General features: G+C 60.0%; 13 protein-coding genes. 8 read left to right on the forward strand and 5 right to left on the reverse strand.

All coding sequences use genetic code 11. The features are described from left to right. The first annotated feature begins 94 nt into the window (after nucleotides 1–94). The 8 genes from VGI36_09630 to VGI36_09665 all read left to right on the forward strand — a co-directional run bounded on the left by VGI36_09630 (nucleotide 95) and on the right by VGI36_09665 (nucleotide 7543). Nucleotides 95–799 carry a MotA/TolQ/ExbB proton channel family protein gene (locus VGI36_09630; protein HEY2485397.1) on the forward strand — a complete coding sequence of 235 codons (705 nt, stop codon included), beginning with the start codon at nucleotides 95–97 and terminating at the stop codon, nucleotides 797–799. An 8-nt stretch (nucleotides 800–807) separates the two neighbouring features. Continuing rightward, nucleotides 808–1269, forward strand: a complete 462-nt coding sequence (gene tolR / locus VGI36_09635; protein ID HEY2485398.1) for a protein TolR — start codon at nucleotides 808–810, stop codon at nucleotides 1267–1269. Beyond that, nucleotides 1250–2326 (forward strand): TonB family protein, encoded by a 1077-nt coding sequence (locus VGI36_09640; GenBank protein HEY2485399.1) that lies wholly within the window; start codon nucleotides 1250–1252, stop codon nucleotides 2324–2326. Before tolR ends, VGI36_09640 begins: the two co-directional genes overlap by 20 nt. A gap of 56 nt (nucleotides 2327–2382) precedes the next feature. Further along, nucleotides 2383–3729, forward strand: a complete 1347-nt coding sequence (locus VGI36_09645) for a DPP IV N-terminal domain-containing protein (GenBank protein ID HEY2485400.1) — start codon at nucleotides 2383–2385, stop codon at nucleotides 3727–3729. After that, nucleotides 3722–4240 (forward strand): peptidoglycan-associated lipoprotein Pal, encoded by a 519-nt coding sequence (pal, locus tag VGI36_09650; protein ID HEY2485401.1) that lies wholly within the window; start codon nucleotides 3722–3724, stop codon nucleotides 4238–4240. The genes VGI36_09645 and pal overlap by 8 nt, the downstream gene beginning before the upstream one ends. Before the next feature lie 10 nt (nucleotides 4241–4250). Continuing rightward, nucleotides 4251–5105, forward strand: coding sequence for a tetratricopeptide repeat protein (locus tag VGI36_09655; protein ID HEY2485402.1), 855 nt, complete (start codon nucleotides 4251–4253; stop codon nucleotides 5103–5105). Nucleotides 5106–5245: 140 nt separating this feature from the next. After that, nucleotides 5246–6169, forward strand: coding sequence for a bifunctional riboflavin kinase/FAD synthetase (locus VGI36_09660; GenBank protein ID HEY2485403.1), 924 nt, complete (start codon nucleotides 5246–5248; stop codon nucleotides 6167–6169). Nucleotides 6170–6409: 240 nt separating this feature from the next. Next, nucleotides 6410–7543, forward strand: a complete 1134-nt coding sequence (locus VGI36_09665; protein ID HEY2485404.1) for a MaoC family dehydratase N-terminal domain-containing protein — start codon at nucleotides 6410–6412, stop codon at nucleotides 7541–7543. Nucleotides 7544–7586: 43 nt separating this feature from the next. Here VGI36_09665 and VGI36_09670 read toward each other — a convergent pair whose 3' ends face one another. The 5 genes from VGI36_09670 to VGI36_09690 all read right to left on the reverse strand — a co-directional run bounded on the left by VGI36_09670 (nucleotide 7587) and on the right by VGI36_09690 (nucleotide 15893). Continuing rightward, on the reverse strand, nucleotides 7587–9458 hold the full coding sequence (locus tag VGI36_09670) for an FAD-binding protein (protein ID HEY2485405.1): 1872 nt from the start codon (nucleotides 9456–9458) through the stop codon (nucleotides 7587–7589). A gap of 577 nt (nucleotides 9459–10035) precedes the next feature. Next, nucleotides 10036–11658, reverse strand: a complete 1623-nt coding sequence (locus VGI36_09675; protein HEY2485406.1) for an SbmA/BacA-like family transporter — start codon at nucleotides 11656–11658, stop codon at nucleotides 10036–10038. Between the two features lie 142 nt (nucleotides 11659–11800). After that, complete coding sequence (locus tag VGI36_09680) at nucleotides 11801–13678, reverse strand: FAD-binding oxidoreductase (protein HEY2485407.1); 1878 nt, start codon at nucleotides 13676–13678, stop codon at nucleotides 11801–11803. Between the two features lie 21 nt (nucleotides 13679–13699). Continuing rightward, nucleotides 13700–14782 (reverse strand): ABC transporter permease, encoded by a 1083-nt coding sequence (locus VGI36_09685; GenBank protein HEY2485408.1) that lies wholly within the window; start codon nucleotides 14780–14782, stop codon nucleotides 13700–13702. Nucleotides 14783–14786: 4 nt separating this feature from the next. Further along, nucleotides 14787–15893, reverse strand: coding sequence for an ABC transporter permease (locus tag VGI36_09690; GenBank protein ID HEY2485409.1), 1107 nt, complete (start codon nucleotides 15891–15893; stop codon nucleotides 14787–14789).

Genomic DNA, 15893 nt, shown 5'->3' on the forward strand with positions numbered 1-15893 from the left:
CTCAGGCTAGGGTTGCTTCGGGTCACTGGTTTTGATTTGGGCGAAAACCCTATAATAACCGCATCTTCGGAATGGCGGTGCTATGCTTCCTCAGATGAGCGAGGCGACCGGGCAGCTGGGTGTGGTGCAGTTGGTGGTGGGGACCGGGCCGGTCGTCGCGGCCGTGCTGTGGATTCTAATCGCTTTTTCCGTCGGCTGCTGGGGAGTCATTCTTTACAAGCTGGTGCAGGTTTCCCGCGCGCGGCGCCAATCCGAGCGCTTTATCACGATTTTCTGGGAATCCAAGAACCTCAACGCCATCCACACCGCGAGCCTTGGCTTCGGCCACAGTCCGGTCGCGCAGGTGTTTCGCGCCGGCTACCAAGAGCTGCTGCAGCTCACCCGTGCCAAGAAGCAGGTGGTCGGCGGTGAAGGTTCGTTTTCCACCGATCTGGGCGGTATCGAAAACGTCACCCGCTCGATGAAGCGGCAATCGAACGTCGAACTGACCAAGCTCGAATACGGCACGACTTTTCTCGCCACCTCCGGATCGACCTGTCCGTTTATCGGACTGTTCGGCACGGTTTGGGGAATCATGACCGCGTTTATTGGCCTGTCGGCGGCGCATTCTTCGAATATCCAGGCGGTAGCACCCGGCATCGCCGAGGCGCTGATCGCGACCGCGGTTGGTCTGGTCGCCGCCATTCCCGCGCAGATGTTTTACAATTATTTCGTCGCGCGGATTCGCGTGCTGGCGACCGAGATGGACAATTTCACGTCCGAATTCCTGAATATTGCCGAACGCCACTTCCTGTCATAGTGCCCCCAATGGCTTTTGAACCCGGACAGCGCGGTCAATTCGTATCGCAGATCAATGTTACGCCGCTGGTCGACGTAATGCTGGTGCTGCTGGTGATTTTTATGGTGACCGCGCCAATTATCCAGCAAGGCGTGCAGGTCGCGCTGCCCAAGGTCAAGGCCGAAGCGCTGCCCGGGAAGGAAGAGCAGTTCGTCGTCTCGATCACCCGTGACGACCAGATTTACCTGAACGATACCAAGCTCACGGCGGTCGCTTTGACCGACAAGCTGACCGCGATAGCAAAAGAGCGCCCCGACCGGCAGGTTTTCATCCGCGCCGACGAGCAGGTTCCTTACGGCGAAGTGATCCGCACGATGGCCGCGATCAAGGCAGCCGGCATCGAAAACGTCGGGATGGTAACGCAACCTGCGACAGAAGCCGCGTCGGATTCTTCTGCAAACCAACACACCAGTGGCAAGCCCGACCAATAGTCGTACTGAGGCCCCCGGGCGGGCGGGCTATCTAGTAGCGATTCTGGTTTCCGCGCTGGGGCACGTGGGCCTGTTCGTGGTGGTGTTTTTCCTCGCGCCGCGCTGGCTCCATTCCGAAGACCGGACCCCGCCCGCGTACACGGTAAAAATCGTTGATGCGCTGCCGGCGGGCGATCTGGGTAGTCATTTGCCGCGGCTCGCACGCAGGACCGCGGAGATCAAGCCACCTGAAGCCCTCGAGGAGGAACCCCCGGTCGAGGAGCAAAAGCCCCCGGAGCAGAAAACCCCGGCGGACGAAGATAAAAACGCCATCGCTCTCAACACGAAGAGCCAGGAAGCGACCCCGACCGAAACTCCGACGCCCACTCCGGAACCGACCCCCGTGCCGACGGTCGAAGCGACCAAAGCGCCGTCGGCGCTTCATACGGCGGTGCCCAGGAAACACCCGATTCCCGTTCCAACTACGGCCAAGAGGCACCCCAACGCCAACCCGACACCGATGTTGATGGCCAAGGTGGAGGTAAAGCCGACCCCGAGCGTTCAGCAGCGGCTCAATAAGCTGCGCGCGCAACTTCTTGCGGAATCGCTCAAGCGACGGTCCAAGGACCAGGAGGACGAAGACACCGACGACGAGGACGAAGACACCGATACCGCATCGCCGCCGACGTCCGGCCCCGCGGGCGCGGGCCCGGTGGTTGGCTCCATTCCGCGTGAGGGCAAGGGTTACGGGGTTGGTCCTGGCGCTGGAAGTGAAGGAATGCTGCAGGACCCCGATTTTGTACTGTACTATCAGGCTGTGCAGGATAAGATTAAGAAGGCTTGGAGCTTCATGGGTGGCTCCTCGGATTTGACCGCGACGGTCGACTTCTCGATCGGTCCGGATGGTGCGCTGACGGGTGTGAAGCTGGCGGCGGGCTCTAAAGATTCCGCCTTCGATGAGTCGGTAATCCGCGCAATTCGGCGCGCGGCACCATTCCCCGCGCCGCCTGACAAATATCGCTCCGAATTCATGCAGGGCATTGAAGCGCAGTTCGCTCTTGGGGATCTTAGATCCTAGGCCTTAACGGGAGAGGTGAGGTTGTGCGGACGCGGTGGCGTGGCAGTCCTACCCGATTGCCTCTAAGTCGGCGAAATATCGAGCGGCGAACCCTACCCCATCTGTGTGCATGGCTGGCAGGGGTGATTGCGCTGTTTTTACCGATTGCGGCTCGCGCGCAGATCCAGATGCGCATCATCGGGCAGGAGCGGCAGTATGCGATGGCGGTGTCGCCGCTCAAGAACCTTTCCGGCGACGACAATCATCAAGCTTCCAACGCCTTCACCAGAACGCTGACGCGGGACTTTGAGCTTTCCGGCTATTTTCGCATCATCGATCCGCACGCCTACGTCGAGGACGCGCAGCAATCGGGCTACGAGCTCGGTCAGTTCAATTTCGCGGACTGGACCTCGATAAACACCGACTTCCTGGTCAAGGGCGCGGTCACCGTCAACAGTGCCAAGGTCCAGCTCACGGTATACTTGTACGACGTTGCGCAGCAGCGCCGTAAGATGGGCAAGAGTTTCAGCGGCGCCGTGGACGAGGTGCCGCGGATGGCGCGGCGGTTCGCCGACGCGGCATTGGAGGCGATGACCGGGCAGCGCGGGCCGTTTGACAGTAAGCTCGCCTTCGTTTCGACCGGCACGAGCCGATTCAAGGAGGTTTATACCCAGAGCATCGACGGGCAGGACTTGAACCAACAGACCCACAACTCGACTATCAACCTGTTTCCCGATTGGGATCAGAGCACGCGCTTCCTGCTGTATCTCTCGTACAAGAGCGGCGAGCCGGGTCTTTACCTGGCCGATCTCAAGCAACGCGTGGAATCGCGCATCACCACCAATCGCGGGATTATCATCGGCGGGGCGCTCTCTCCCGACGGGCAGCTCGTCGTGGCATCAATCGAGCGCGCCGGCGCGACCAATCTCTACCTCTTGGACCGCAACGGTCACGAAATGCGGCGGCTCACCGACACCGGAGGCATCAATTGCACGCCGAACTTTTCACAGGATGGGTCGAAGCTGGCGTTCACTTCGGATCGGTCGGGCACTCCGCAAGTGTACATGATGCCGCTTTCCGGCGAATCGCCTCAGCGCATCACCTACAAGGGCAACTACAACACTAATCCCGCTTTTTCGCCCAAGGGCGATCGCATCGCCTACCAAAGCCGTAACGGCGGGCGGTTCGACATCTTCACGATCCCGAGCGCCGGCGGCGATCCAACTCAGCTCACCGAGGGCGGAGGGACCAACGAATCACCCTCGTGGTCGCCGGACGGACGCTACCTTGCCTTCAGTTCGACTCGCGAAGGGCACCCCCACATCTTTGTTATGATGGTTCAGACAGGCAAACTGATCGGGTCTCTAACGGAGGGAAACGGTAATGACACTTCACCAGCGTGGTCGTGGTGGTTGGGTGAATAGAGGCTGGCGAGCAGCTAGCCTGGGAGGGCTGGTCGCGCTAGGCCTCATTCTGGCCCCCGGATGTTCCTCCAAGACCAAAGGGCTACAGGGTGAGGGCAGCGGGGTCGGCCGTGAAAGCAACATCGGTTCCCAGGGTTCCCTCGAACAATTCAAGAATACCGGAACGCTCAGCGGGAGTGGCCCGCTCAGCGATATTCACTTCGGCTACAACACCTACAACATCGAGCCGCAGGACGGATCGGTCCTGAAGCAGAATGCGAGTTGGCTGCAGTCCAATCCAAGAACCCGGGTACAGGTCGAGGGTCATTGTGATGAGCGGGGTTCGGAAGAATACAATATCGCACTCGGCGCCAAGCGCGCCCAGGCGGCGAAAGACTATCTGGAAACTCTCGGCGTTGAAGGCAGCCGTATCTCCACGATTAGCTATGGTAAAGAACTGCCTATGTGCACCGACCATGACGAGTCGTGCTGGCAGCAGAATCGGCGCGATCACTTCGTCGTGCAACAATAGAGGCTGACCCGTGCCGAGAATCGCACCCTTCCTTCCACGCTTGCTTGTCTGTGGTTTGACGCTGGGCGGTCTCGCACTCGGCGGATGCACCACGGACAGCGACATTCAGCAACTTAACCAGAACCAGTTCACCCTGCGCGGCATGATTGCGAACGATCGGCAGGAAATCGACTCGCTGCAAGCGCAGGTTCGCGCGCTCAAGGAGCAGGTCAACGAGGTTTCGCATGGCAGGGGCGGAGCCAACGGCGAGCAAGCTTCGTCGCTCAACGACCGGTTGAACAAACTCGACGCGCAGGTGAGCGGCTTGCAGGCCGGAATGAGCGCGGCGCCGGTCGGCGCGACGCCCGTTGCGCCCGGGGAAACGGTCGCGTCGGTGCCAAGCGCACCTTCCGTCACAGCGCCGCCTCCGGCGGCCGCGGTATCGGAAGCGCAACCCACCTGGCCACAGGAACTCGACGCGGAAATCGACGCGGCGCAGAGTTCACACGAGCCGGGCGTGAAGACGTATCGGGAGGGGTTGGCGGCCATGAAGGACAGCCAGTATCCGCTCGCGATCAGCAAGTTCACCGAACTGGCGCACCACTACCCGAAGTCGCCACTGGTCACACCTGCGGAATATTTCACCGCCAATGCGCTGTATGAGAGCGGCAAATACGATCAATCGATTTTGCAGTTCAATGACGCGGTGATGCGCGACCCCAAGGGCAAGTATGCAAGTCAGGCCCTGCTGCGCGAAGCGCAGGCCTTCATGAAGCTGAACGACAGTATCGACGCGCGGCTTACGCTGCAGAAGCTACTCGCTGATCACGCCGACTCACCCGAGGCGCCCACCGCGACCGCCCTGATGAAGAGCCTCTCGGGCTAGAAAAGTCAGGGCGCCCAATACCCAAGTTTCCAGAGAGGGTATCACGAGAACTTTGTGTCCCGGTGCCTTTGTGGTTAAGTCCCTTCTACGCTTGAAGGCGCCACGGCTTCAGAGCACATGAGTCAGTTCTGCACACGCCTATGGAGATAATTCGCGATCTGGAGCGGCTCACGCGCCACTCTCACCCCGTGGTCACGCCCGGCAACTTCGATGGGGTGCATCTGGGCCATCGGGCGATCCTGAAGGCCACCATCGATCGTGCTCGCGCCGCGGGGGGCACCGCCTTTGCGCTCACTTACGAACCGCTACCCCAAAAATTCCTATTCCCGGAGCGTGCTCCGCAGCTAATCCTGGCGCCGCCGGACAAGTTGGAACTGCTGCGCCTGTCGGGACTCGATGGTGTGATCGTGCTGGAATTCAACTTGCGACTTAGCGAGGTGGAGCCGCGCGATTTCGTGCGCGAGTACCTGCTGGGGAAAATCGGCGCACGCGAAGTGATCATCGGTCACAGCGTCAATTTCGGCCATAAGCGCGCCGGGAACGCAGCGGTGATGGTCGAACTGGGGCACGAGCTGGGATTTGACACCGCGGTGGTCGGACCCGTCAGAGTCGGTGGGACGGAAGTCAGCTCGACCAAGATTCGCGAGCTCATCTCGGGCGGCGATTTGCGCGGCGCCTCCGAGCTGCTGGGCCGGTATCACTTCCTGCACGGTCCGGTCGTGCATGGGCGTGAGCGCGGGCGCACGATCGGCTTTCCAACCGCAAACATCGAGAGCGACACCGAATGCATCCCGCCCGATGGGGTTTACGCGACCAGGGTGGTGCTGGACGACGGTGCGTTCGGCTCGATAACCAACATCGGAATGCGCCCGACATTTAACGAAGGGGTACGTTCGGTCGAGGCGCACATCTTCGACTTCAGTCGCGACATATACGGTCAGCGCGTGAAGCTGGAGCTAATCGAACGCATCCGGGGCGAGAGGAAATTCGCGAGCGGTGACGCCCTGCGCAGTCAGATCGCTATCGATTTAACCAGGGCCAGGCAAATTCTGGCCACGGTCTAAAGCGGTTCCCTGGCCTTTCCTTTCACTGGCCTTATAGCCGGCGGGAGAGTGCGAAGTGCGGATTCGGAATTGCGACCCAAGCGGTAGCCTGGGCGCAATTGTTTGGTCGCCCTGCGCACCCCAGCACATTGGAGATCGGAAATCTTAGCGACTGATGAAGACAGCGCACGGTGCTTGCTTGGATTTCCCTACCGCCCGCCTCTTGGACAAGACGCGGGACTACGCGCTACGGATGGCGTTATGGCTGAGCAACGCTTTTCCGTAATTACCGAGAAGGGGATGTCCGACCTGCGCAAGCTCGTCGGCGTACCGGTTCAAGACTCGCTTGAGCCGTGGTGTTACGAGGCGACTCGCGACAATATCCGCCACTGGGCCCACGGCATCGGTGACGACAATCCGCTGTGGTGCGACCCGGCATATGCCGGGAATACCGGCTACGGCCGGCTGGTAGCGCCGCCCTCTTTTATTTTTCCGCTCAACCGCTCCTTCAGCGGCTATGTCGCTGGATTGCCGGGAATCCATGCGATGTTCGCAGGCATCGATGTAACCTGGCACCATCCGATGCTGCTCGGCGACGAGTTCACGACCAAGGTATGGCTCAAGGAACTCGTAGAGCATCAGACGCGATTCGCCGGTCGCTCCATTCAACAGATCTATCGGTGTGAGTTCTACAACCAGAATCGGCAGCTGGTCGCCGAAGGCGATAGCTGGTGTTTTCGCACCGAACGTGACACCGCGCGCGAACAAGGCACCAAGTACGAGGCGGTGAAGAAGAAGGCGGCGGTGCACTACACCCGCGACGAGCTCGCGAAAATTTTCGCGCTCTACGCCGCCGAGCAAATCCGGGGTGCCGAGCCGCGTTACGTCGAAGACGTGCACGTCGGCGACCAGCTGCCGAGGATGGTCAAGGGGCCGATGACCGTCACCGGCTTTATCGCGTTCGCGCAGGGCTGGGGCGGCCTCTACATCCGCGCCAACAAACTTGCGTGGAAGCAACTCCAGAAGCATCCGGGGCTGGGCATCGCGAATCGGTTTGGCATTCCCGACGTACCCGAACGGGTTCATTGGGACGACGACCTGGCAGCACTAGTAGGCACCCCTGCGGCATATGACTACGGCCCCGAGCGGTGCTCGTGGATGGCGCACCATCTGACCAACTGGATGGGCGACGACGGTTCCCTGCGCCATCTGCACGTCGAGATTCGCCGCCACAATCCCGTCGGCGACACGCTCTACATCGATGGCGAAGTATCGCGGTCCTTTGCGGAGAACGGCGCGCACTATGTGGAGATCAAACAGAAGGCGGTGAATCAAGACAGCGAACTGTCGGTGCTGGCCACCGGCATCGTCCGGCTATCATCTCGCACAGCATGAGTTTTGAGGTCGGCCGGCTGCGCGCGAACTGGGCGCAGCACGTTCAGAGCTTCGTGAAACCGTCGCGGCTCCACTGCTCGGAACCAACGCCGTTATGGACGATGAAAAGCCCATCGGGGTCGTACTTCCGTTTTATTTCAGCCAATCGCGGGTAGTTGCCTCCCCAATACGATTGCTGCCATCCCTTCTCGAAATAGTTGCTCTCGCTCACGTACGCTCCGGTTTCTCCGCTGACCGCGCGAAGTTCATTAACGCACCGATCGATGCGCTCCGCTGCCCTTCGGCCTTCGTCAACCGACGGCTCGTGCCCGGGAATTCCAGGATACGCTGGCCCCTGCCCGTCGGCCGCAATCACCAGCGCGAAAGCGCTCAGAACCGCAGGATTGGTCGCCGTGTCCTTGGCCGCGGCGATCGCCTCGGGCGGTGCTCCCCCGAGCCCCTTATTGAAGTGCAGTTCCAGACCCGAATGTCGGGAGGCGGCGAATAGTGCGTCGGCTAGCCGCTGCTGCGATCTGCTATCAAGCAGCGATTCGGGCAGCCATAGCGATTCGTATGCCCATATGTACCAACCACACTCGCCCGTGTTGCCCTTCCACCATGCGTTGTTCGATCCCGCGCCAGGCCGATTGTCATAGTCCAAAATAGGTTGAGAAATCAGGTGGAGGAGCACGTCGTCGAGCAGCGCGTGCACCGGATTGCCGTTTCGAGGGAGAATTACTTCGGGCCAATGTTCTTTCCACCACGCTACGTCCCAGAAATGCCGCGCTGGAATACTTCCAATCGTCACCGGCCATTTGACGGAATAGTCGTTGGAACGCTTGACCCAGTCGAGGAACGGTTGCCAGACCTTCTTTGGTTGCTCGGCGTCCAATCCATGAGAGAGCATCGCGATTTCGAAGGTGTTGTCGGGACGCATGCGCGCCTGCTCACCCCAGTGATCGTTGAAAAGGTTCTCGCTGTAGAAACTCACAAACTGACGGATGAGCCGCCGATAAGCATCGTCTGACGCCGCCGTGATTTTGAAGTTGACGGTTCCGAAGTACTCGGGAAGATCGTGGGCTCGCACCGTCAACCTGCTTACGGCCCCGAAGGTGCCGCCGCCACCACCCTTGAGTGCCCAGAACAGGTCGGGATTGGTGCATGCGTTTGCGATTCGAATTTGGCCGTCGGAGGTTACGACCTCGGCTTCGAGCAAGCTTCCGGCGGCAGTGCCGTAGTGCTTCGAAAAACTCCCGAAGCCACCGCCCTGGATTAGGCCCGCCAGTCCGACAGTCAGGCATCCACCGCCCTGGACGTACTTCCCTCCTTTACTGATAACCGCATCGTACGCCTGAATCCCGATCGTGCCGGCACCGAGGGTCACCGCAGGTTGAGGCTTGAGCGTATGCTCGCATCCCTGCGGTACGAATGCGTCATGCATCTTGATCTCATGCATGTGGCGCGTCCAGATGAGGAGCGATTCGGGCGCGTTGGATGTGCCCTGGTAGCTATGGCCGCCCCCCTTGATCGCGAGCCGCAAATTGTTTTCGCGAGCGAAATTGACGGCGGCGGCGATATCCTGCGCATTTCGCGCCGCGAGGGCGTAAACACTTGGTTTAGTCTCCCACGCATCGACCCATCCTAGTGTTTCCGTGAGGCCGGCTTGGTCACCGATGTAATACGGATTCTTGAGATTCTTCAGAAAAGCCTTTGCGGCATCACTGTCCGGATTGTTTTTGAGTATCGAGAGGGGAAAGTCGATCGGAATAAGATTTCCGCCGACGGTTTCGTTAAGCTGCTTCCATGCGGTCTGCGACGGCCACGCCGCATCACTCGGACGGTAACGGCTGGATGGCGCCGCCGCCCGCACCCCTGGCGGCATCATCGTGAGCAAGGCAGCCGCACCCGACGCTTTGAGGAATGTTCTTCTGTTCATCTAACCCGCCTCAGAAATCATTCCAATGCGATGTCGACCATCTCACGTCATCGCACTCGTGGTGCGGCACGTTGGCATAGCTCGAAATGTATCTTACCCACGATGGTCGTTATACCCGCGGGTAGTTTTCTGATCGGGGATAGCGTCTACGGGCGTCCGCCACATCGGGTTAAGATCAAGACCCCTTTTGCGGTTGCCAAGGACCTGGTCACGCGACAGGAATATCAGGTGTTTGTGACTGACACTGGATATTCCGCCGATCGGTCGTGGCAATCTATCGACAAGAAAAGTGACGATCCTGTAGTGAATGTAGACTGGGACGACGCGCAGGCTTATGTGCAATGGCTAAGCGCGAAAACGAACCACCGGTATCGACTCCTCTCCGAATCAGAATACGAATACGCGGAACGAGCCGGATCGACGACGTTTTTCTGGTGGGGCGATGAAGCAGCGGCGGTCTGCCTCTACGCGAACTATCACAATTGCAGTAGCGGACCGGAGCGTGTAGGCGCATACCGCCCCAATGCGTTCGGCCTCGACGATATGACCGGAACCACATTCGAGTGGGTGGAAGCGGCTATGCTGCCGTTTGCACCTCGAAGTCGTCACTTGCTCCAATCTTCCACTCGCGATCGGGCGAGAGTTGCAGGACGTTGCGATGGAACTTCAGAAGAGTGGGACGATGACCCGAGCTCAGGAATGGAATCGCCTGTTTGCTCAACAACTCATACATCAACTGTTCGTTTGCGACGTCAAGCGCGCTGGTCGCTTCGTCCAGGAACGCAAATCGTGGGCGATTCAGAAGCAGACGCGCGAATGCGAGCCGCTGCTGCTCACCCGGCGACAGTACATCCGCCCAATGCATCTCCGCGTCGAGCCCGCCGAATCGCTCGGGCAGATTCGACAGATTCACCGTTCGCAGCATCTCATAAAGTTGTTCGTCGCTCTTTCCAGAAGCTTTTGGATAGGTGAGCTGATCGCGCAGCGAGCCTAACACCATGTAAGGACGCTGCGGCAGAAACATAACGTCGGCGAGCGGGGGGCGAGTAACAGTGCCGCTTCCTTCGCGCCAGATTCCCGCCAACGCGCGCATCAGCGAAGTCTTGCCGGTTCCGCTGGGCCCCTGAACCAGCACCGGCTCGAGCGCGCTCACGTCCACGTTCAGGTCCTGGATCAGCGTCCTGCCGCCATCGGGAGTCATCACGGTCAGCTGGTCGAGCTCCACGCCGGGTCCGTCGGCAATTTCGATCATTTTGTGATCACCATCGGCGTCGAATTTACGCGCGGCGTCCGCCTCCTCGAGATATTCGCCCAGGCGGACCACGACGTTTGCGTAATTGGTAATGTCCACAAAGTTGGTCACGATGATCGACAGCGCCGTGTGCAGCGCCGCGAAGGCGGCGGCGGCTTGCGGCACCTGTCCGAACTGGATCCGGCCCGCGACATAGGCCGCGGCCAGGAATAAAGTCGGAACCAGCACGGCCAGGCCGCCGTACGAATCGGTCAGAAATCCGAGATTGCGCTTCCACAGGATCAGGTCCTTGAAGTTTCTGACCACCGCCGCGAACCGGTGGCGCAACTGATCCGATTCGTGCCGCTCGCCGCCGTACATGAAGATCGGCTCGATATTGTCGCGCACGTGAACCAGGCCGAAGCGGAAATCCCCCTGGTACCTTTCCTGGAAATAGTTGAGACCGATGAGCCGCCGTCCTATGACTACCGAGAAGTAGGTGCCCGCGATCGCATAGGCAATCAGGAACAGCGCAAGCGACGATGAGATCGACCACAGGATCGCGAAGTACGTAGCTACCCCGGCGATCGCAAACACCAGCGGAACTGTGAGCCGTTCGGTCCATTCGACGAACGAGCCGATATCGTCGGCGATTCGCTGGTCGGGATTATCGACCTTGCCGACCAGACTCATGCGGTAGAACGCACGATGCGCAAATCCCTGGTCCACGAAATAATGCGTGAGCCATTCGCGCCACTCGATATACAGCAGGCCGCCCGTGTATTCCTCAAAGACTTTTGCGAACGCACCGGCTATCGTCGCCGCCACGGCCAGCAACATTAAGTGGTAAAAGGGGATCAGGTGCTTCCCCAGCAGCGCGTTGGTGACGTCCCGGCTCAGGTACGTCCCGTATGCGCCGAGCGCGAGTCCTATCGCCCCGAGCCCCCCGACACACATCAGCAGCTTCACGCCGCGACGCCGATCCCTCGATACCCAATAGAGTCTGACCAGTGACCAGACTCGCTTCCAGAAAGTCCTGTCAAACCTGTTCAATGACCTTCCCTCGCGATGGGGTGCTCTTCAGCAAGCGGTATGCCGATCAGATTCAAACTTACAGCTTGGTGAATCCGTCGCGGCTCCACTGTTCGGAGCCGACTCCATTGTGAACGAAGAATAGCCCGTCTGGATCGTACTTAGCTTTGAGCTGAGCGAGCCGCGGATGATTGCTGCCCCAGTACGCTTGCTGCCAATCCTTCTCGAAGTAATTGCTCTCGCTCCAGTAAGCTCCGGTCGCCCCGGTCACGGCGCGTAGCTGATCGACACAATCATCAACGCGCTTTCGAGCGGCGCGCCCCTGCGCAACTTCAGGCTCGTGACCCGGAATTCCAGGATAGGCTGAGCCCTGCGCGTCACCGACGATCGCGAGCGCAAATGCGTCCAGCACCGCGGGATTGGTTGCTGTATCCTTTGCAGCTGCGATCACGTCCGGTGGCGCTCCCGCGAGTCCCTTATTGCAATGCAACTCGAGACCTGAATGGCGCGAGGCCGCAAACAAGGCGTCGGCGAGATGCTGCTGCGAGTTGCCCTCGAGCAGCGCGCCTGGAATCCATAGCGACTCCATTCCCCAGAGGTACCAACCGCACTGACCGGCATCGCCTTGCCACCACGCGTTACTCGGATTCGCACCCGGCCGCTCGTCGAGCTTGAAGACTGGTTGCGGAATGACGTCAACCAGGACACGATCGAGAAGACCGCTCAACATTCCTGTATTGGGGATTGCGATCTCGGGCCAATGCTCCTTCCACCAGTCGACATCCCACCAACGTTGAGCCGGCACGGTTCCGATCACAACTCGTCCTTGGAACGAATAGTCACTCGATGAACTCTTCAGCCATTCGAGAAACGGCTGCCACACCTTGTTCGCCTCGGCTCGGTCAAGTCCCTGCGAGGACATGTTGATCTCAAATACGTTGTCCGGCCGGAAGCGCGCCTGCTCTCCCCAATGATCGTTGAAGAGATTCTCTTTGTAGAAGCTCACAAACTGGCGGATAAGCCGCCGATAGGCATCGTCCGAAGAGACCTTGACTTTGAAGTTGGCCCCGCCGAAGTGCTCGGGAAGATCGTGAACGCGCAGCGTCACCTTGCTAATCACCCCGTAGCTTCCGCCACCGCCGCCTTTCAACGCCCAGAACAGATCGGGATTATTGGTTGCGTTGGCAATTCGAATCTGGCCGTCCGCCGTGACGACCTCGGCCTCGAGCAGGCCCGCGGCTGCCGTGCCATAGTGTTTCGAATAGCTTCCAAAGCCACCGCTCTGGATGAGGCCCGCGACACCTACCGTTGTACATCCTCCGCCCTGGACATACTTCCCGCCCTTGGTGGTGACCGCCTGATACGCCTGCATCCAGATCGTTCCTGCGCCGAGCGTGACCGCGGGCTGTGGCTTCAGAGTCTGTTCACATCCCTGCGGCACGAACGCGTCATGCATCTCGATATCGTGCATGTGCCGCGTCCAGATGAGCAGTGAGTCGGCCGCGTTGGACGTCCCCTGGTAGCTATGCCCCCCGCCTTTGACCGCGAGGCGCAGATTGTTGTCGCGCGCGAATTTAACCGCCGCCGCGATGTCTTCAGCGTTCCTCGCCGCGACTGCGTAAACACTTGGTTTGGTGTCCCACGCATCGACCCAACCGAGTGACTGAGTAAGCCCCGGCTGATCGCCGATAAAAAAAGGATTCTTCAGATTCTTCCAAAGCTGCTTGGCTGCGTCGCTGTCCGGATCCTTCTGAAGGATCGAAATCGGAAAATCGACGGGAATAAGATTGCCGCCGACCGTTTCGTCAAGCTGCTTCCACGCGGTCTTAGAGGGCCACGCCGGATCCCTAGGACGAACTCGCGTGAAGTTTGTGTTCGTAGCCGCCGATAGTGGATGCGGCAGGATAGGCAGCAGCGCCGCTGATCCGATTGCTTTGAGGAATGCTCTTCTATTCATCAATGACCCTTCCGCGCAGTCTCACCGCGACAACTGCGGGCGGAGGCGGACAATGCCGAACATTGCGATAACCACCGCAAAGGCGAAGACCATCGCTGCGTCCGGAACCACTTCGAACGCTGTCGCATGATCGAAAATCAAACCCAGATATGCGTCCATCGCCCACGATGCCGGAGACAGATGTGCAAGAGTTTTCATGAATGGCGGCACCACTTCGAGCGGCCACATGCATCCCCCCAGCATTCCGAGTGCCACCCCGATCCATGGTCCGAGTGAAGTCGCTTGCTGCGGAGTGCGGAACACCGTTCCCATCAACAATACGATCGCAACCCCCAGCGAGGTGACCGCCGCCGTGATCAACAACAGCCCCAGCGTATCGCCCCAGTGAACGCCGAAGAAAAACCTCGCGCTGAGAATCACGAACACCGCCTGCGCGATCATTTGCTGCGCCGGTCCGACCGCGAGCATCGCAAAGAGTTCCCAGGTGCGCCTAGGCGCGGCCAAAAGTCGGCGCGAAATTCCTCGTTCGCGAAGCTGGAGAATGGTAAGCGCCGACACGAAGCCGTTGATCATCACGAACAGCACCAGGTTCGCGGGGGCGGTGTACGCGAATCCCAGTCGAGGAGAACCAGCGTGCCCTCCCGCTGGATACCGAACCCGAGCATCGAGCGGTTTGCCACCGTGCGCCATCGCGCTCAGTTCGGCATCGATACCAACGCGCACGATGGTTGAGGTACTGCTGGCGCTGGAGAAGTACACAGGCAGGTTTCGCTCACCGTGCCATCCGGGTGGAATCAGGATTCCCGCGTTCATTCTGCCCCGGAACACTGCCATCCGAAGCCGGTCCTGATCGGTATATTCACGAATGCGAAACTGCTCGTTTGCTACCAGCGCTTGAGCTAGCGCGCGGCTTTCCCGGGTGTGCGCGCGATCGATTATCCCGACCGCGAACGATTGGCTGCTGTAGCCGCCCATTGCGAATCCCACGATTGCCATCACCGTCACCGGCACCAGGAACAGCGCCGTGAGCCGGCGGCGATCGCGGCTTACTCCGGCACCGCTGGCGGAAGCAGCGCCGAAGATGACATTCCAGCTGTGCGGCATCGGGTTACGTCATCCTCTGCAGCGCGCCGCGAGCCCGAAGTCCCGCGAACGCGATTCCGCTCAACCCAACTACCGCGGTGAATGCCAGGGGCTGAGCGATTGTGAGCAGGCTTCCACCCACGCCGGCGGCCGACAAGTCGATAAAGCCGAACTGGGCCTGCCCGTTTGGTGTGAGTCGAGTCAGCGTTTCGAACACATCAGGTAGTCCTTGCGGGGGCAGGAATTGGCCACCGACGATCGAGAGCAGGGTGATAACTATTGCCGCCAGTGCAGTGCCCTGTTCGGCATTGTTGGCGAGGCTCATTAAGAACCCGGTCAGCCCAATCGCCATCAGCACACTGGTAAACATCAGCGCCGTCACAGGCAGCGGATTTCCCCAGCGCGTGCCGAACAAGACCGAGGTTGCGAGGACCATAGTCCCCATCTGCAGTAGTCCTATAAGCATCAAGGCAGCGAATTTTCCTACGAAGATCGCGTAGGGCTGCGACGGTGACGCGATCAGCCGCAAGATCGTGCGCGAATCGACCTCCGCCTGCATCGCACGAACCCCCGACAACACTCCGAAGATGAGGAAGAGCACCGTCATCGACACGGCGAAGAAATCGACGACCCGCAACTGCCCGCCCGCAGAGACCGGAATCACCTCGCGGATCGTATGGTCGCCGGAAAGTACCGCACGGTTCATGAATCCGCGCAGCAGCCCGCGCGTCGCCAGCATCGCGAATTGCTCGCCACGTGCGGCCAGAATTTCCGCGGGCGGAGGATCGCCGCGCTCGATCGCCTGCGCAAATCCAGCGCCCAGTACTACTGCACACTCCGCCTGATGCTGCTGAATCATCGTCTCTGCTGCCAGGACCGAATCGGCGGCTTCCACGTGAACCTTTCCCTGCAGCGTCGGCCTCTCAAGGAAGGCGACAAACCGCGATGAGAGCTCTGAATGCTCGAGATCCGCGATAGCAAGCCGCATCCCGGATCCGCCGTGTGAACCGCCGAGCGCCGAACCCATCAGCAAGGTCAGCGCGAGCGGTGCGCCGATAGCCGTCAGAATCGCGGTACGATCGCGCAGCCGCTGGCGAAGGTCCTTGATACAAACGATGAGCGCGTGACCCAT

The organism is Candidatus Binataceae bacterium, from assembly GCA_036495685.1.
Classification (GTDB): domain Bacteria; phylum Desulfobacterota; class Binatia; order Binatales; family Binataceae; genus JAFAHS01.

Bases quoted from the DNA above. Each gene is read 5' to 3' on its own strand.
- VGI36_09630 (HEY2485397.1), top strand. From the start codon at position 95: ATGAGCGAGGCGACCGGGCAGCTGGGTGTGGTGCAGTTGGTGGTGGGG.
- tolR (HEY2485398.1), top strand. From the start codon at position 808: ATGGCTTTTGAACCCGGACAGCGCGGTCAATTCGTATCGCAGATCAAT.
- VGI36_09660 (HEY2485403.1), top strand. From the start codon at position 5,246: ATGGAGATAATTCGCGATCTGGAGCGGCTCACGCGCCACTCTCACCCC.
- VGI36_09665 (HEY2485404.1), top strand. From the start codon at position 6,410: ATGGCTGAGCAACGCTTTTCCGTAATTACCGAGAAGGGGATGTCCGAC.
- VGI36_09670 (HEY2485405.1), bottom strand. From the start codon at position 9,458: ATGAACAGAAGAACATTCCTCAAAGCGTCGGGTGCGGCTGCCTTGCTC.
- VGI36_09680 (HEY2485407.1), bottom strand. From the start codon at position 13,678: ATGAATAGAAGAGCATTCCTCAAAGCAATCGGATCAGCGGCGCTGCTG.
- VGI36_09685 (HEY2485408.1), bottom strand. From the start codon at position 14,782: ATGCCGCACAGCTGGAATGTCATCTTCGGCGCTGCTTCCGCCAGCGGT.
- VGI36_09690 (HEY2485409.1), bottom strand. From the start codon at position 15,893: ATGGGTCACGCGCTCATCGTTTGTATCAAGGACCTTCGCCAGCGGCTG.